Source organism: Bradyrhizobium sp. CCBAU 051011 (genome assembly GCF_009930815.1).
Lineage (GTDB): Bacteria > Pseudomonadota > Alphaproteobacteria > Rhizobiales > Xanthobacteraceae > Bradyrhizobium.
In genome coordinates this window covers 4,610,356-4,627,045 of record NZ_CP022222.1, presented here as the reverse complement: position 1 = coordinate 4,627,045, position 16,690 = coordinate 4,610,356, and the positions used below count along the sequence as shown (strand labels likewise).

The following is a 16,690-nucleotide window of genomic DNA, read 5'->3' as shown; positions in this document are numbered from 1 at the left end:
CCCTCTCCCCGTCCTTCACGGGGAGAGGGCTGGGGTGAGGGGCTGTTTCCAAGCATTCGACTCGCGGCGAGAGCCCCTCACCCCGACCCTCTCCCCGCAAGAGCGGGGCGTGGGAGAGGAGACTGCATGCTCAACCCGCCGTCATTGCGAGCGCAGCGAAGCAATCCATCTCTCCACGCGTTGAGATATGGATTGCTTCGTCGCTGCGCTCCCTTGCGCAAACGCTTCGCGTTTGTCGCAGGCAATGACGGTTGGGCAGGCGTCCTCAGTTCACCGCCGCCAGCTTCCGCGGCTCGGCATCGCTCGGCCCCGCCTGCGCGATCAGCCGCTTCAATTCCGGGATGCAGGAGCCGCAATTGGTGCCGGCCTTGAGCTTGCCGCCGATATCGGCCGCCGTGCGCGCGCCGGCCGCAATCGTATCGCAGATGGTATTGCGGCCGACGCCGAAACAGGCGCAGACGATCGGACCGGCGTTGGCGAGGCCGTCGGCCGACTTGCCCGACAGCAGTATGCGGCGCTGGTCGTGGCCCAGTGCATCGGCGGCAAACAGGCCTTTGACCACGTTCCAGTCGCCGGCGTCCTGCGCAGGGCCGACGAAGAGACAGGTGTCGATGCGGTCACCATCGAACGATGCGGCGCGATAGACGCCGCCGCCAAAGTCCTTGTACTCGGCGAGATCGTCGCGCACGGCGGTTTTGAGCCAGGACTGCCAGTCCGTGACGTCAGCATTGTCGGCGAACAGGTAGCCATGGCCGCCGTTGACGGCAACGCGCGCCACCCAGGCATGCGCCGGGAATTCGAGCGGCTGGCGCGACAGGGCGAAGCCGCGGAAGACGTATTCGTAAGGCGTGATCGAAGCCGGCGTCGCCTTGTTCTCGGGCTGGCCCGAGAACGGATCGGTCAACGGGGCCACCAGCGAGCCGACGCGCGCGCCGGTCGCGTTGGCCTCGCTCCAGTGGATCGGCGCGAACAGCATGCCGCGCTGCTGGCGTTCGCTGACGATGACGCGAAGCGTGCATTGCCCGTAATCGGTGGTGACCCGCGCGAAATCGCCGTCGGCGACACCGTAGCGCGCGGCATCGTCGGGGTGGACCTCGACGAACGGCTCCGGCAAATGCTGGCCGAGCCGCGGGCTCATCCCGGTGCGGGTCATGGTGTGCCATTGATCGCGGATGCGGCCGGTATTCAGCCGCAGCGGCCGCGCGGCCGTGGTCTCGGTGCGCAACGCAGGCACTTCCGGCGCGACGAAGCGGGCCCTGAAATCGTTGGCGAAGAAACCACCTTCGCCGAAAAAGCGCGCCTGCGGCTCGGCGCCCTGCCGCACCGGCCATTGCACCGGCGCCATCGCGTCGAAATCGCTGTTCGACAGCGCCTGCAGCGCGCCGATGTCGAAGTCGCGCGCGCCCTCGTTCTCGAAGGCCGAGAGCGCGGCGTGCTCGCGAAAGATGTCGGCGGCCGAGGTGAAGCCGAAGGCCGCGCCGAAACCGAGGCGCCTTGCAACCTCGCCCATGATCCACCAATCGGGCTTGGCCTCGCCGGGCGGGTCAAGAAACGCGCGCTGCCGCGAGATGCGCCGCTCCGAATTGGTCACGGTGCCGGATTTCTCTCCCCAGGCCTGCGCCGGCAGCAGCACATGCGCGCCGGCATCGACCGTGTCGTTGGAAATCACGTTCTCGGAAATCACGAACAGTTCGAGCTTGTTCAGCGCGTCGCGGGCGCCGTCGGCGTTCGGCAGCGACACCGCCGGATTGGTGCCCATCACCCACAGTGCCTTGATCTCGCCGCGCGCGATGGCCTCGAACATCTGCACCGCCTTCAACCCCTCATGGGTCGCGATCCGCGGCGCTTTCCAGAACCGCCGCACGCGATCGATGTCGGGCGGCGTAAAGCCCATATGGGCGGCCAACTGGTTGGCGAGCCCGCCGACCTCGCGCCCGCCCATCGCGTTGGGCTGGCCCGTCAGCGAGAACGGCGATGCGCCCGGCAGGCCGATCCGCCCGGTCGCGAGATGGCAGTTGAGGATGGCGTTGACCTTGTCGGTGCCCTGCGCCGACTGGTTGACGCCCTGCGAATAGAGCGTGACCACCCGCGGCGTGTTGGCAAAGAGCTGGAAGAACGTTGCAACGTCCGGCTCGGCAAGACCGGTCGCCAGCGCGGTGGCCCCGACGCTGCCCGCGATGGCGCGCGCACGGGCGATGGCGTCGTCGAAGCCGGCCGTGTGGCGTTCGATGTAGTCGCGGTCGAGCGTACCGTTGTCGGCGAGGTGAACCAGCAACCCGCTGAACAGCGCGGCATCCGTGCCCGGCTTCAATCCCAGAAACAGATCGTCGTCGCCGACGGTATCGGTGCGGCGCGGATCGATCACGACCATGCGCGCGCCGCGCTTCTGCTTGTTGACGAGCATGCGCTGGTACAGCACCGGGTGACACCACGCCGCATTGGAGCCGACCAGCACCAGCAGATCAGCGTCGTCGAGATCCTCGTAACAGCCGGGCACAGTGTCGGCGCCGAAGGCGCGGCGGTGGCCGGCGACGGACGAGGCCATGCAGAGCCGCGAATTGGTGTCGACATTGGCGCTGCCGATAAATCCCTTCATCAGCTTGTTGGCGACGTAATAGTCTTCCGTCAGCAACTGGCCGGAGAGATAGAAGGCGACGGCACCGGGGCCATCACGCGCGACGATGTGCTGGAAGCGGTGCGCGACATGGTCGAGCGCGTCGCTCCAGGCCACGCGCTCCATCTTCCCCTCGCCGCAGCGGATCATCGGATAGAGCAAGCGGTCGGCGAGGCCGAGCGTCTCGCCGAGCGCCGAGCCCTTCGAGCACAGCCGGCCGAAATTGGCGGGATGCTCGGGATCGCCCGATATCGCCGCCCCGCCCCGCCCGTCGGGCGTCGCCAGCACGCCGCAGCCGACGCCGCAATAGGCGCAGGTGGTTTTGACAGCGCGGAGATCGGGATCGACGATGGTCATGGCAGCAACCGGATCATGCAGCTTCCGAGCGCGTCGCGAGCGAACGGCCGAACATCATGTCGGCGCGAATTCTGGCCGTCGGCTGGCGCGTGCGGATCAATTCGAGATACCAGAGCGCGTCGGCGACATCGCCGATCAGCACCGCCCCAGTCAGTCGCCCGCCCGCGATCACCAGCTTCTTGTAGGTGCCGTGGTTGAGATCTGACAGCACGATGCTTTCGCTGCCGTCGCCACCCATGAAATCGCCGGCGGAAAACACGCTGACGCCGGAGACCTTCAGGTTAGTCGCTACGGTGCTGCCGGAATAGGCAGCCTCGCGACCCGCCAGATGCCGCGCCAGCACCCGCGCCTGCTCATAGGCCGGCTCGACCAGGCCATAGCAGACGCCGCGATGCTCGGCGCATTCGCCGATCGCAAATACGTCCACTGCGCCGGTCTGCAACTGGTCGTCGACCACGATACCGCGATTGACCGGGATGCCGGCTTCCTTCGCCAGCGCGGTGTTTGGACGAATGCCCGCAGCGAAGATGACGGCGTCGGCGTCGATCCGGCGTCCATCCGCCAGTTCGACGCCCTCGACGCGCGTCACACCATGGATGTGCGCGGTGTTGGCATTGAGCAGGATTTCGATCCCCTTGCGCTCGACCAGCGATTTCAAAAGTTCGGCCGCGGGCGCATCCAACTGCCGCTCCATCAGGCGATCCATCAGATGCACCAGCGTCACCGGCGCGCCGGCCTTGGCGAGGCCGTAGGCCGCTTCGAGGCCGAGCAGTCCGCCGCCAACCACGACCACGCGCTTTTTCTGCGCCGCCAGCGTCAGCAACAGGTCGACATCGCGGCTGTCGCGGAACGTATGCACGCCGGCGAGATCGGCGCCCGGCACATTGAGTCGCAGCGGCGACGAGCCGGTGGTGAGCACCAGTTTCGAAAACGGAATGCTCTCGTCGTTCTCGATCTTGAGTTCGCGGCGGCCGACATCGATCTCGGTGGCGACGCAGCCATATTTCAGGGTGACGCCGCGGTCGCGCCACCAGGACGCCGGCCGCAGCTCGATGTCCTGCGAGGTGGTCTCGCCAGCCAAGACCGACGACAGCAGCACGCGGTTATAGGCGAGCCGCGGCTCGTCGCCGATCACGGCGATCGCGTAGCGGCCCAGGGCCACCTTGGCCAATTCGTCGACCAGGCGGGCAGCGGCCATGCCGTTGCCGACGATGACAAGCGGTTCGCTCATGGCGCACCCTCACTCGGCGGCTTGGGCGCCACCGTAGGCTTCCGAGATCATGTAGCCGGACAGCGTGCCGTAGGCGGCGGTCCAGGCATCGGCGATTTCCGGAGTCCAGGCCTCGCCGAGCCCTTTTTCGAGCGTCCACAACAGCGTCCCGCCGACGATGGGATAGTGTTCGGGCTTGGCGCCATAGGAGACGTGACGCTTTGCCAATGCGCTGGCGGCCGGCAACACCGACCCGAGATCGCCGAGGCCGTTGACCACGACGGCGAGCGTTCCCATCAGCTTCTTGCGCTGTTCCGTCATGTCGGCGGGAAACATCGCCTTGACCGAGGGAGCGACTTCGAACAGGCGGTCGTAGAACAACACGGCTGCCTGTTCGGAAATCGGAGCGACCTTGGCGAAACTTTGCTGCACGAGATTGACTTGCTCAGGTGTCATTTTCTTCTCCTGCCTCTTCCAAGCCCGGCCTACGCCGGACCAAGCAAAACTCAGGCCGCTTCGACGAAGCGGTGCCGCTCGTAGAGGAACTCGAGCACGCGCTGCCGGCACTTGAGATAGCCGGGGTTGGTGGCGAGCTCGAGCCGCTTGCGTGGACGGGCCAGCGGCACCTCCAGCACCTCGCCGATCCGGGCGCTGGGACCGTTGGTCATCATCACGATGCGGTCCGACAGCAGCACGGCCTCGTCGACGTCATGCGTGATCATCAGGATGGTGTTGCCGAGCTTCTGGTGCAGCGCCATCACCGAGTCCTGCAGATGCGCACGCGTCAGCGCGTCGAGCGCGCCAAAGGGCTCGTCGAGCAAGAGCACCTTCGGCTCCATCGCGAGCGCGCGCGCAATGCCGACGCGCTGCTTCATGCCGCCGGAGATTTCCGACGGGCGCTTGTCCTTGGCATGAGCCATCTGCACCAGGTTGAGATTGTGCATCACCCAGGCGCCGCGCTCGGCGCGGGTCTTGGTCGAGGCGAACACCTTGTCGACGCCGAGCCGGACGTTCTCATAGACCGTCAGCCAGGGCAGCAGGCTGTGGTTCTGGAACACCACCGCGCGATCCGGCCCCGGCGAGTTGACCTCGCGGTTTTCCAAGAGCACGCCGCCATTGGTCGCGCCGGTGAGGCCGGCCACGATGTTAAGCAGCGTGGACTTGCCGCAGCCGGAATGGCCGATGATCGAGACGTATTCGCCCTTCTCGATGGTCAGGTTGATGTCCTTGAGCACCTCGGTCGTGGCGTTGCCGCGGGTGAAGGTCTTGTCGATGTGGTCGAGCTTCAGATAGGCCTGCATGACATTCTCCTTCAGTTCAGTGCGGTGCCGCGGGTCACGATCTTCGCCAGTCCCGCAATCAGGCGGTCGAGCACGAAGCCGATGATGCCGACATAGAACAGGGCCAGGATGATTTCGCTGATGTGCGAAGAGTTCCAGGCGTCCCAGATGAAGAAGCCGATGCCGACGCCGCCGATCAGCATTTCCGCCGCGACGATCGCAAGCCACGACAGGCCGATGCCGATGCGAAGGCCCGTGAAGATGTAGGGCGCCGCCGCCGGGATCATGATCTTGGAAAAGAACTCCAGCGGATTGAGCTGCACCACCGCCGCGACGTTGCGATAATCCTGCGGGATGTTGCGGATGCCGACCGCGGTGTTGATGATGATCGGCCACACCGAGGTGATGAAGATCACGAAGATCGCCGAGGGCTGACCGTCACGGAACGCGGCAAGCGACAGCGGCAGCCACGCCAGCGGCGGGATGGTGCGCAGCACCTGGAACAGCGGATCGAGCCCGCGCATCGCCCACACCGACTGCCCGACCAGCGTGCCGAGCGCGATGCCGACAATGGCGGCAATCGAATAACCGTAGGCAACGCGCTGGAGCGAGGCGGACAAATGCCAGAACAGGCCCTTGTCGATCCCGCCATTATCGAAGAACGGATCGAAGATCAGTTCCTTTGTGTCCTTGAAAACTTTCGATGGTGGCGGCAGGGTCGAGCCGGTGCGGCGGCAGACCAATTCCCAGAACAGCATCAAGAGCGCGAGAACGATCAGCGGCGGCACGACGCGTACCGCGGTCTCTTTCGCCATCTTGACGTATTTCTCGGCGCGCGGCGCCTGCTTCGGCGTCATCGTCACCACCGGCGCCGTAGCGGCCGGTGACGCGGTCGGAACGGCTACAGCGGTGGCTTCGGCTTTCATCGCGGGCATCGACATTGAAGTTGTATCTCCGTGTTTCCTGAGCGGGCCGCCCGCAGCTTGCGCGCGGCCCGAGCTTGATCAGACTTCAACACGCTTGATCGACAGGGACTTCAGATAGGCGGCGGGGTTTTCAGGGTCGAACACCTTGCCGTCGAAGAAGGTCTCCTTGCCACGCGAGGTCGAGGCCGGAATGTCTGTTGCGGCAACGCCCATCGTCTTGGCTGCGTCGCGCCACATGTCCTCACGGTTGACCTTGGCGATCAGTGCCTTGCTGTCGAAAGAGGCTTCGTACTTGCCCCACCGGATATCCTCCGTCATGAACCAGAGATCGTGGCTCGGGAACGGATAGGAGGCGTGGTCGCGCCAGTATTTCATGATGTGCGGCGAGTTCTCGACGACCTTGCCGGGAATGCCGTAGTCGAACTTGCCCTTGGCGCGATCGGCGATGTCCTCGACCGGGCAGTTGATCCACTGCCGCTTGGCCATGATGGTCGCGAGTTCGCCCTTGTTCTCCATCTTGTCGGCCCACTGCTGGGCCTCCATGACCGCCATCAGGATCGCCTTGGCGGCTTTCGGATTCTTGTCGACCCACGCCGCGCGCATGCCGAGCGATTTTTCCGGGTGCTTGCTCCAGATCTCGCCGGTATTGATCGCGGTATAGCCGATGCCCTGATGGACCAGTTGCCCGGGCCATGGCTCGCCGACACAGAAGGCGTCCATGGTGCCGACCTTCATGTTGGCGACCATTTGCGGCGGCGGCACCGTGATGGTTTCGACGTCCTTGTCGGGGTCGATGCCGCCGGCGGCGAGCCAGTAACGAATCCAGAGATCGTGGGTACCGCCCGGGAAGGTCATCGCAACCTTGGCCGCCTTGCCGGCCGCCTTCTTCTTCTCGAACACTGCTTTCAGCGGCGAGGCGTCGACGCCAATCTTGAGATCGGCATATTCCTTGGCGACCGAGATGCACTGCGCATCGAGATTGAGTCGCGCCAGGAGGTACATCGGCGTCGGCACATTGTTCTGCGTCACCTTGCCGGCCGAGATCAGGTAAGGCATTGGCGTCAGGATATGCGCGCCGTCGATGCCGTTGCCTTCCGAGCCGAGCACGAGGTTGTCGCGGGTCGTGCCCCATGAGGCCTGCTTGGCGACTTCGACATCAGGCATGCCGTATTTGGCGAACAACCCCTTGTCCTTGGCGACGAACAGCGGCCCGGCGTCGCTGAGCGCGATGAACCCGAGCGTCGCCTTGGTGACTTCCGGACCTGCGCCTTGCGCAAACGCGCCGGCCGGGAAATTCAGCTTGGCCGCGGCGAGCAAGGCCGCCGTGCCGCCGGTTGCCTTCAGGAGCTGGCGACGGCTGAAGCCGCGACGTGAGGGGGGATTGGTAGGCATCGTCATGGGCGTCGTTGTCCTTTTGCGTCAGTGCGTGAAACGGGGGCCGTCCGATTGGGTCACCGCGCTAGGCGCAAAAAGGCGTGTTCCAGGGAGGCCCCGGAATGGCGGCGTCACAATTCGGATGAGTGGTCTCAAGGGACGGCATCGATGGCGTCAGCACTAGCTATTCAAGCTCCGTGCCAAGCCTCGGGCAGCGCAAAAAACTTATTGATATCAGTATATTGTTAGATTCATGCCGCAAAACTAGGCGGCAATCAGGAACCAGTCACAGCTTTCCAAATTTGCGATTCGCTCAATTCTTGTGCGGCGCACAAGAATTGAGCAGGCCGTAGAGCTCTCTGCCTTAAACGTCCTCGCTGGCCTTCGCCATCATCGGCTTCGGCGCGTTTCCGACGCCCGGCTTCATCCGGAAATCGTAGGTCATCAGGTGCCATGGCTCGCTGGCCGGCTTGCCGTCTGGCATCTTCGTATCCGTGCGCTTTTCGATCCTGGCGACCAGTTCATCCTTGACGCCGAACACCACATCGGAATCGAGATATTTATCGCCGTCGATGAAGACATGCGTGATCAGCGGCTGGTAGCCGGGCGCATCGACCAGGAAATGCACATGTGCCGGCCGCATCGGGTGGCGGCCCGTCTGCACGATCATCTCGCCGACCGGGCCGTCGGTCGGGATCGGATAGCTGCACGGCAGGATGGTGCGGAAGAAGAACCTGCCATCGGCATCGGTGATGAAGCGCGCCCGCGACGACGGGCCCTGCGTCGCATAGGCCGGCTTCTGGGAATCATAGAAGCCGTCGCCATCGGCATGCCAGATGTCGACCGGCACATTCGCCAGCGGCTTGCCTTCGAGGTCGGTGACGCGGCTCTGCACGAACATCCGCTCACCCTGCAGATCGGCCGAGATATCGGTGCCATGGGGCGTCACCTTGTGCTGACCGACATAGAACGGGCCGAGCACGGTGGTCTCGGTGGCGCCCTCGCGTTCCCTGTGGTTCACGGCATCGACCAGCATCGACACGCCGAGCACGTCGGACAGCAGGATGAACTCCTGCCGGATCGGGGTGCACTTCTGCCCGGTCCGAGTCAGGAAATCGATCGCGTACTCCCATTCCTCGAAGGTGAGGCCGGTCTTGCGGACATAGTCGTGCAGCGACTTCACAAGTTCCTGCAGCAGGAATTTGGCGCGCGGATCAGGCGTATTGTCGAAGCTGCGGATCACGGCGGCGGTCAGTTCGGTTTCGCTGAATTGGCGCATTTTTGCTGTCCTGCGGAATAGACGAAGGCTGGCGCGACCCTACTCCACCGTTCCACCCCGGATAAGCACGGCCGGTTGGAACGTGAGACACTTTTCGGCTATCAAGACGTCTCGCCAGCCGGAGATCAGCGCCGATGTTAGCCCCTACCCCCGCCTCGCCCGAGCAAGCCGGAATGTCCCAGGCGGCGCTCGATCGCCTCGAGAACCACCTGAAGCAGCGCTACATCGATGCCGGCCGCTTCCCGGGCACACAGCTCCTGATCTATCGCCGCGGCAAGGTCGTGCACTCGACCTCGCAGGGCTTTGCCGATGTCGAGCGCAAGGTGCCGGTCAAGGACGACACGATCTTCCGCATCTACTCGATGACCAAGCCGCTCACGTCCGTCGCCTTCATGATGCTGGTCGAGGAAGGCCGCGTCGCGCTCGACGAGCCCGTGCACAAATACATCCCGGCCTGGAAGAACCTCGGCGTGTTCGTGGCCGGCACCCATCCGGCCTTCCTGACCCGACCGCCGTCGCGGCCGATGCTGATCGTGGACCTGCTGCGGCACACCTCGGGCCTGACCTACGGCTTCCAGCAGCGAAGCAATGTCGATGCCGCTTATCGCGAGAACAAGATCGGCGAAGTTGAGAAGGCCGGCACGCTGCAAGGCATGATCGACGACCTCGCCAAAATTCCGCTGGAGTTTTCGCCGGGCGAAGGCTGGAACTACTCCGTCGCCACCGACGTGATCGGCTATCTGATCGGCGTGATCAGCGGCAAGCCGTTCGAGCAGTTCCTCAAAGAACGGATCCTCGATCCGCTCGGCATGAACGACACCGATTTCTTCGTACCCAAAGACAAGGTGCATCGTTTCGCGGCGTGTTATTCGGCCGATCCGCAAGGCGGCTTCAACCCGCTCGCCGCCGATCGCAAGGGCACGCTGACGCTGCAGGACGATCCGGCGACGAGCTCGTTCCTGGAGCCGCCCTCCTTCATCTCCGGCGGCGGCGGGCTCTGCTCGACGACGGCCGATTATCTCACCTTCTGCCGCGCGCTGCTCAATGGCGGCGAACTCGGCGGCGTCCGCCTGCTGGGCCCGAAGACGTTGAAGCTGATGACGTCGAACCACCTGCCGGGCGGGGTCGACCTGCCGGCGATGTCGCGCTCCCTGTTCTCGGAAGCCGCCTATAACGGCATCGGCTTCGGGCTCGGCTTTGCCGTCACCATGAACCCGGTGCAAACGCTGATCCCCGGCAGCCCCGGCGAGTTCAACTGGGGCGGCGCGGCGACGACGTCGTTCTTCATCGATCCGGCGGAAGAGCTGATCACGATCTTCATGACGCAGGTGCTGCCGTCGAGCGCCTATCCCTTGCGGCGCGAACTGCGCACCATGGTGTACGCCGCCATCACCGACAGCAATCTTTGATTTCGGGAAGGCAGGGTTCCCGCGGCGCGAGAGCGCGGCGGGAGCCCGGCGCTTTTGCCGGACCAGACTTACATTCTTTATATCATTGGCGAAATTCGGCGGCTTCTCTTATGCTTGCCCCGCTTGGGCGCCGATCCGGGACTTGCGTTGCCGAAACCTTCACTGCCAGTACGTCTCGCCCTTCTGGTCGCGGGAACCACGCTGCCGCTGATCCTCTTCGCGGCCGGCATCGTTTTCAACCATTACAAGCAGGACCGCCAGAACGCGACGCAACGGGTCGTTGAAACGGTCCGCAGCATTCGCCTCGTGCTCGACTCGGAGATGCAGCGGATCACCGGCGCACTCCAGGTGCTGTCGCTGACAAACGCGCTGCGCGACGGAGATTTCGAGGGATTCCGCCGCATTTGTCAGGGCTTCCTCGACCAGTATGGCGAAGGCGGCGTCGTGCTGGTGGCCGACCGCGAAGGGCGGCAGGTGTTCTCCTCGTTGACGCCAGAGACGGCAAACCTGCCGCTCCGCAACAACCTGCCCTTGGTCCAGAAGGTGTTTGCGGAAAAGAAGCCGGTCTATTCCAACCTGTTCTTCGGGTCGGTCAAGAGACGGCTGATCGTGACGGTCGAGGTGCCCGTCATGCGGGATAACGAGGTGCTTTACGACATCTCCTTCAGTCCGCCGATCGAAATATTCCAGGCAATGATCGAGCAGCAGCAGCCGAGCAAGGACTGGACGATCTCAATCTTCGACGGCGAAGGCACCAATTTCGCACGCGTGCCGAATCCGCAGGAGACCGTCGGCAAGCGTGCATCGCCCACGCTTTATGCGGAAATGTTCAACAATCCGGACTCCACGCTGCCGACCATATCGCTCGAGGGCGTACCGCTGATCACGAGCTTTGCCCGCTCCTCGCTCACCGGCTGGACGGTTGCCGCGGGCGTGGCCGAAAGCTCGCTGGTCGCGCCGCTCTGGCGCAACCTCGCGATAACAAGTGTGATGGGCGCCGTCCTGCTGATGGTCGGCCTAGCCTTTGCGGTGCGGATGGCAACCCAGATCGCCCGCGGCGAGATGCTGCATAATCTCCTGATCGAGGAGCTCAACCATCGCGTCAAGAATACGCTCGCGGTCCTGCAGTCGATCGCCACCCAGACGTTCCGCAGCGCGAGCCGCACAGAGCGCGCGAAGTTCGAGGGAAGGCTCGGCGCGCTGGCGGAGGCGCACAATCTCTTGAGCGAGGAGAAGTGGCAGGGCGCGGAGTTGCGGGAAGTGATCGCGCGGGTGCTGCAACCCTATCTGTTGAACAATCCGGAGCGGGTGCGGATGTTCGGACCGCAAGTCCCGCTATCGCCGCGGCTCGCGGTGGTGCTGTCGATGATCGTGCACGAGATCGGAACCAATGCCGCCAAATACGGCGCGCTATCGAACGACACCGGGTCCGTCGCGGTGGATTGGGAGATCCTCGAAGAGAGCGACGGGCGCAAATTGCGGTTGATCTGGACCGAGACAGGCGGCCCACCGGTCACGACGCCGGTGCAGCGCGGTTTCGGCTCGCGGCTGATCGAGCGCAGCGCACGCGACCAGCTCGGCGGCGAAGCCACCGTCGACTTCCTGCCACGCGGCGTGGTCTACACGATCAGCTGCGCGCTCAACAGGGACGAGTAGCTATCTTCTTTGACGCGTTTTCCTCACGCGAACCGGAATCCACCCACGGATCAAGTCCGAGGGCATGCTTCGCTTGAAAACTCTGTGTTACTTGAGCATCTCCGGCACGATCAACCGCGGCAGAAACAGCGAAACCTCGGGCCAGATGATGAGCGCGGCCAGCACCAGCAGCATCGGTATCAGCATGATCACCGTGTCTTTCAGCGCATAGCGCAGCCGCACGCCGGCGATCGCGCACGCAATCATCAGGCACAGGCCATAGGGCGGCGTCACCAGCCCGAACGCCAGCGACACGATCGAGATGATCGCAAACTGAACGGGGTGCAGGTCGACCGATTTCGCCAACGGCTCGAGCACGGTGCCGACAATGACGATCGCCGGAATGGCGTCGAGGAAGCAGCCCACCACCAGAAAGCAGAAGGCGATGAAGAAGCCAGCCCCGATCGCGCCCATGCCCCAGGTCGAGACGTTGGCCAGCAGTTCCTGCGGAATCTTGTAGTAGGCCAACAGCCAGCCGAAGGCGCTCGCGGTACCGATGCAGAACAGGGCGACGCCGGCTAGACGTCCGGTGTCCAGCAACGCCTTGTAGAGTTGGCGCGCGCCAGTTTCACGGTAGAAGAACGTCGACAGCGCAACGGAATAGAGCACCGCGACGCATGCAGATTCGGTCGCGGTAAACCATCCCAGCAAAATACCGCCGACGATGATGAACGGCGTCGTCAGCGCCGGTATCGACCGCAAGATCGCCCACCACATCTCCCGCCAACTGTCCTTCGGATAGGTCGGATAGCCGCGGCGCACGGCATAGACATGCACTGTCGCCATCTGCGCGCCCGCGATCAGCAGACCGGGGATGATGCCGGCGAGATACATCGCGGCGATCGAGGTCGAGATCAGCCCGCCCCACACGATCATCAGGATCGAGGGCGGGATGATGACGGCGAGCACGGCGGAGACAGCGGTGATGGCGATCGAAAAGGAGAGATCGTAGCCCTCCTTGGTCTGCGCATCGATGAAGATCTTGGACTGGCTCGCGGCATCGGCCGTGGAAGAGCCGGAGATGCCGGCAAAGAACACCGACAGCACCACGTTGATCTGCGCCAGCGATCCCGGCCAATGCCCGACCATCGAGCGCGACAACGCGACCAGCCGATCGGTGATGCCGCCGATGCTCATCAGGTTGGCGGTCAGCAGGAAGAACGGCACGGCCAGCAGGATGAACGAATTGTAGGCGTTGAACGTCTCCTGCGCGAGCGTCATGATCGACAGGCGCGGCTCGATCATGAGGATCGGCACGCAGGCGAGGCCGAGCGCAAAGGCGACCGGCACTCGAATGATGAGCAGGCCGATGAAGACACCGAACAGGACCATAGCCGCCTGTCCGGCAGAAAGAACATTGCCGCTCATTGCTTTGCCCCAAGCAGAATCCGCGTTTCATCGAGGATCTGTTCGCCCGCAAACACGATCCACGTCACGCCCGCCACGGGCCAGGCGACATGGATCAGCCAGAGGGGGAGATCGGCCAGTTCAGAGGTTCGGTTCCAGGCGAACCGCGTGAATTCGAGCCCGGCCCACACAAACACCACTGCCATCGCCAGCACGCCGAGCCGGGCGAGAATCCGCACCGCGGCCTCGCTTCGGCGCGACAGATCCGGCCAGACGTCGACCTCGAAATGCTGCGCCTCGCGTATGCCGACCATGGCGCCGATCATGATCGTCCACACGAACAGGAAGCGCGCCATCTCCTCGGTCCAGATGTAGGACGGAATGAACGGCGTGTAGCGCGAGATGATCTGCAGCGTGACCGGAATGACCAGAATGCCGACGCAGGCGGCGAGCAGGAATTCCAGCAGCTTTGCATAGGCCGCCGTCGCTCGGCGCCACAGCGACGGGGTGGACTCAACAGGCATTTCAGTCATTTCGGCTCCGTCTTGGATACCAGCCCGCCGATCCGGGCAAGAAGCGGGGCTTGCCCGGAGGCTTTCGGCGGTCGTTTGGCTCGACGTGCAATCCCGCGCAAACGCGTTTTCGCATTGTCGCGAGAGAAAACCGGCCCCCACCGGTTCACGATTCAAGCCCTATTATGCGACGTTGATCTTCTCGTAGATGCCCTCGGCGCCGATTTCCTTGGCGTAGGTGGCCATCACGGGATCGGCGAGCTTCTTCATGGCGTCGCGCTCCTCGAAGGGAACGCGCTTGAGCTTGCCTGCCTTCTCCAAAGTGTCGAGCTTGACGACTTCCTCGCTCGACTCCAGTTGACGACCGTAATCGCCGGCTTCCTTGCCGGCCTTCATGATCGCGTCCTGCAGGTCCTTCGGCAGGGTCTTCAGCGTCTTCACCGAGAAGCAGATCGGCCGGATCGACACCGCGTGCTGCGTCAGGTTGAGATGCGGCGCGACTTCATAGAACTTCATCGCCTCGACGCCGGCCGCCTCGTTCTCGCCGGCCGAGATCACGCCGTTCTGGATGGCGTTGTAGACTTCGTTGTAGGCGATCACGGTCGGGCTCATGCCGACGGCCGCGAACGTCTTCGACCAGATCGGCGCGCCCTGCACGCGCACCTTGAGACCCCTAAGATCGGCGAGATTCTTGAGCGGCTTGTTGGCGAAGATGTTGCGCACGCCGCCGCCGGCATAGCCGATCAGAACCACCTCGGCCTTGGCCGCAACTTCATCGGCGATCGGCGCCAGAATGTTGGCCTCGACCACCTTGTTCATGTGCTCGATGCCCTTGAACACGAAGGGCGCGTCGATGAACGGCGCCGCCTTGGCGAAGGTCGACATGTGGGCCGGCGAGACGATGCCGTAATCGACCGCCTTGCCCTGCGACATGTACTCGAAATACTGCTTTTCAAGGCCGAGCGAAGAGTTGCGGTGCAGCGTGAAGTTGATCGGTTTGCCGTAATATTTCTTCACCAGCTCTTCGAAGCGGAGCAGCGCCCGGTTAAAGGCATGATCGTCGTTGAACTGGACGGCGCCATTGAGCGAGATCGGCGTCTGCGCCTTGAGGATCGATGGAAAGCCCAATGCGCCGGCAGCCGCCGTCGCACCAAGGCCCACGAGTACGGTTCTTCGCTTCATGGCGTTTCTCCCCTGTCATGCCCGTCCCTTGTAAGCGGGACTTTGGGCTTGGCCGACGATGCGGCCACTACGGCAAAGCGTATGCAAAACGGTGCGGCTGTGGAAGCCAATTTAAGTCGTACCCGGGCGCCAATCGGCCGCGGATGGCCATGCCTGTGGTTGCAATCATTTCGGCACCGGAGGCTCGCGCCGAACCGATGTTCCTGCCGCCAATAGCCGCAAGCGTTCGCCACCGCTTCGCCGCATGTGCGTGCCGAGCAAACTCGAACGCGCCGCCGGCCTCGTGCACGCAACTGACACGCCGCAAATGTTGCACCATGTCGGGTGCGGCCCGGCCCGTCGAAGACGTGCAAGACATTCCCGCTCGGACGACACTCCCCCATACCAATTTGCAGGATTCCGATAGTGCACGAGCTCGCAGGTTGCCGTAAATTCCCGATACGACTGACTCAGAAGCCGGAGCTGAACTCTGCTGCATTTTATCAGGCATCACTGTTCGCAGAAATGTCTGGCAACAAACGCCGATGAATTGCGAACGACCTGCACGAATAGTCGGCAAAACCCGTAAAAAACCGGTGGTTGAGCGCGACACAGTAAGTATGCTCGCCAAAATCTGTGTCCTTTGAACTCGCAGTGGTTGTGGTTTGTCGAATATTTTGTCAAATGTAGAGAGCGGGGTTTTGCCACTACGCCCCGGGCGCCGACAGCCTTAGGTGGTTAGAGGCGCCGGTATCAGGATGCTGTCAATGCGCGCAGGCGTTTGGCTACCATCCCGCAATAGCTCAGGAATTCCGTGGTTCCCGATTCTAACTCACGGTCCGGACTGAACTTTAACGCGGTACAAATGGACGAAACCCTGACCTACTTTTGCCAGGGTTTCCCGATTGAAGGACGGTAAAACCAGAATGAACAGATCAGCAGCGAAGAAGATGAAACAGCGCAGCGCCGGCAAACCCGATATCGAGTTGGGCAAGCGGATTCGCCTGCGGCGTGTGGAACAGAAAATCTCGCAAGCGGAGCTCGGCGACAAGCTCGGCGTCAGCTTCCAGCAGGTCCAGAAGTACGAGAAAGGCGTCAACCGTGTCGGCGCGGCTCGTCTTCAACAAATCGCTACCGCGCTCGACGTGCCGGTGACGTTCTTCTACGACGGCGACGGCAAGGCGCGTGAAGTCGAGAGCCTGCTCTTCCTGGACAGCGCCTTCAGCCTCAGGCTGCTGCGCGCCTACAGCAAGATCAAGGACCAGACTGTGCAGCGTCAGTTGGTGTCCCTGATGGAATCGATCGCCGCCAACGAGGGCTAGGCACTATCGCGCCTGGATCGCAGCACCGCGGACCCGATCAATCGACGCGAGAAATCGCCGGGTAGCCTGTTGCTGCGCTAGGCCGAATCTTAAGCTGCCCGGGACGAGACCCGTGCGACGCCAAGGGATGGGGGATGGCGGAGTCCGGATGCGCCACAGCGAACAGCCAACGACGACCCCGGTTCAACCAGCAACAACGACTGC

Annotated in this window: 13 protein-coding genes; 3 read left to right on the top strand and 10 right to left on the bottom strand. The window is 63.4% G+C overall.

Annotated features, from left to right (window positions below; translation table 11 throughout):
• Positions 1–265: 265 nt before the first annotated feature.
• The 7 genes from ACH79_RS21705 to ACH79_RS21675 all read right to left on the bottom strand — a co-directional run bounded on the left by ACH79_RS21705 (position 266) and on the right by ACH79_RS21675 (position 9,040).
• Complete coding sequence (locus tag ACH79_RS21705; RefSeq protein ID WP_161852812.1) at positions 266–2,971, bottom strand: nitrate reductase; 2,706 nt, start codon at positions 2,969–2,971, stop codon at positions 266–268.
• Between the two features lie 13 nt (positions 2,972–2,984).
• Positions 2,985–4,202 carry an NAD(P)/FAD-dependent oxidoreductase gene (locus ACH79_RS21700; protein WP_161852811.1) on the bottom strand — a complete coding sequence of 406 codons (1,218 nt, stop codon included), beginning with the start codon at positions 4,200–4,202 and terminating at the stop codon, positions 2,985–2,987.
• Between the two features lie 9 nt (positions 4,203–4,211).
• Positions 4,212–4,637, bottom strand: a complete 426-nt coding sequence (locus tag ACH79_RS21695; RefSeq protein WP_161852810.1) for a globin family protein — start codon at positions 4,635–4,637, stop codon at positions 4,212–4,214.
• 50 nt (positions 4,638–4,687) lie between these two features.
• Entirely contained in the window at positions 4,688–5,482 is a 795-nt protein-coding gene (locus tag ACH79_RS21690) for an ABC transporter ATP-binding protein (RefSeq protein ID WP_161852809.1), read from the bottom strand.
• 11 nt (positions 5,483–5,493) lie between these two features.
• Positions 5,494–6,402 carry a nitrate ABC transporter permease gene (gene ntrB, locus ACH79_RS21685; RefSeq protein WP_161852808.1) on the bottom strand — a complete coding sequence of 303 codons (909 nt, stop codon included), beginning with the start codon at positions 6,400–6,402 and terminating at the stop codon, positions 5,494–5,496.
• Positions 6,403–6,465: 63 nt separating this feature from the next.
• On the bottom strand, positions 6,466–7,785 hold the full coding sequence (locus ACH79_RS21680) for a CmpA/NrtA family ABC transporter substrate-binding protein (RefSeq protein WP_161852807.1): 1,320 nt from the start codon (positions 7,783–7,785) through the stop codon (positions 6,466–6,468).
• Positions 7,786–8,125: 340 nt separating this feature from the next.
• On the bottom strand, positions 8,126–9,040 hold the full coding sequence (locus ACH79_RS21675) for an intradiol ring-cleavage dioxygenase (protein ID WP_161852806.1): 915 nt from the start codon (positions 9,038–9,040) through the stop codon (positions 8,126–8,128).
• A gap of 134 nt (positions 9,041–9,174) precedes the next feature.
• On the opposite strand from ACH79_RS21675, the gene ACH79_RS21670 reads away from it, so the two are divergent.
• Together ACH79_RS21670 and ACH79_RS21665 are read left to right on the top strand one after the other, a co-directional pair.
• The gene (locus tag ACH79_RS21670; protein ID WP_161852805.1) at positions 9,175–10,449 is read left to right on the top strand and encodes a serine hydrolase; all 1,275 of its coding nucleotides are present in this window, start codon (positions 9,175–9,177) and stop codon (positions 10,447–10,449) included.
• 147 nt (positions 10,450–10,596) lie between these two features.
• Positions 10,597–12,105: a sensor histidine kinase gene (locus tag ACH79_RS21665; protein ID WP_161852804.1), complete on the top strand. Its 1,509-nt coding sequence runs from the start codon at positions 10,597–10,599 to the stop codon at positions 12,103–12,105.
• 87 nt (positions 12,106–12,192) lie between these two features.
• Here the strand turns inward: ACH79_RS21665 and ACH79_RS21660 are convergent, their stop codons facing one another.
• The 3 genes from ACH79_RS21660 to ACH79_RS21650 all read right to left on the bottom strand — a co-directional run bounded on the left by ACH79_RS21660 (position 12,193) and on the right by ACH79_RS21650 (position 15,185).
• The gene (locus ACH79_RS21660; RefSeq protein ID WP_161852803.1) at positions 12,193–13,512 is read right to left on the bottom strand and encodes a TRAP transporter large permease; all 1,320 of its coding nucleotides are present in this window, start codon (positions 13,510–13,512) and stop codon (positions 12,193–12,195) included.
• The gene (locus ACH79_RS21655; RefSeq protein ID WP_161852802.1) at positions 13,509–14,024 is read right to left on the bottom strand and encodes a TRAP transporter small permease; all 516 of its coding nucleotides are present in this window, start codon (positions 14,022–14,024) and stop codon (positions 13,509–13,511) included. The genes ACH79_RS21660 and ACH79_RS21655 overlap by 4 nt, the downstream gene beginning before the upstream one ends.
• 162 nt (positions 14,025–14,186) lie before the next feature.
• Positions 14,187–15,185 (bottom strand): TRAP transporter substrate-binding protein, encoded by a 999-nt coding sequence (locus ACH79_RS21650; protein WP_161852801.1) that lies wholly within the window; start codon positions 15,183–15,185, stop codon positions 14,187–14,189.
• Positions 15,186–16,090: 905 nt separating this feature from the next.
• Between ACH79_RS21650 and ACH79_RS21645 the strand changes: the two genes are divergently transcribed.
• Positions 16,091–16,486, top strand: coding sequence for a helix-turn-helix domain-containing protein (locus ACH79_RS21645; protein WP_028347342.1), 396 nt, complete (start codon positions 16,091–16,093; stop codon positions 16,484–16,486).
• The last annotated feature ends 204 nt before the right edge of the window (positions 16,487–16,690 follow it).

Coding starts and splice junctions, on each gene's coding strand:
- ACH79_RS21675 (WP_161852806.1), bottom strand. CDS start 9,040: ATGCGCCAATTCAGCGAAACCGAACTGACCGCCGCCGTGATCCGCAGC.
- ACH79_RS21690 (WP_161852809.1), bottom strand. CDS start 5,482: ATGCAGGCCTATCTGAAGCTCGACCACATCGACAAGACCTTCACCCGC.
- ACH79_RS21695 (WP_161852810.1), bottom strand. CDS start 4,637: ATGACACCTGAGCAAGTCAATCTCGTGCAGCAAAGTTTCGCCAAGGTC.
- ACH79_RS21705 (WP_161852812.1), bottom strand. CDS start 2,971: ATGACCATCGTCGATCCCGATCTCCGCGCTGTCAAAACCACCTGCGCC.
- ACH79_RS21680 (WP_161852807.1), bottom strand. CDS start 7,785: ATGACGATGCCTACCAATCCCCCCTCACGTCGCGGCTTCAGCCGTCGC.
- ACH79_RS21645 (WP_028347342.1), top strand. CDS start 16,091: ATGAACAGATCAGCAGCGAAGAAGATGAAACAGCGCAGCGCCGGCAAA.
- ACH79_RS21650 (WP_161852801.1), bottom strand. CDS start 15,185: ATGAAGCGAAGAACCGTACTCGTGGGCCTTGGTGCGACGGCGGCTGCC.
- ACH79_RS21700 (WP_161852811.1), bottom strand. CDS start 4,202: ATGAGCGAACCGCTTGTCATCGTCGGCAACGGCATGGCCGCTGCCCGC.
- ACH79_RS21670 (WP_161852805.1), top strand. CDS start 9,175: ATGTTAGCCCCTACCCCCGCCTCGCCCGAGCAAGCCGGAATGTCCCAG.
- ntrB (WP_161852808.1), bottom strand. CDS start 6,402: ATGTCGATGCCCGCGATGAAAGCCGAAGCCACCGCTGTAGCCGTTCCG.
- ACH79_RS21655 (WP_161852802.1), bottom strand. CDS start 14,024: ATGACTGAAATGCCTGTTGAGTCCACCCCGTCGCTGTGGCGCCGAGCG.
- ACH79_RS21660 (WP_161852803.1), bottom strand. CDS start 13,512: ATGAGCGGCAATGTTCTTTCTGCCGGACAGGCGGCTATGGTCCTGTTC.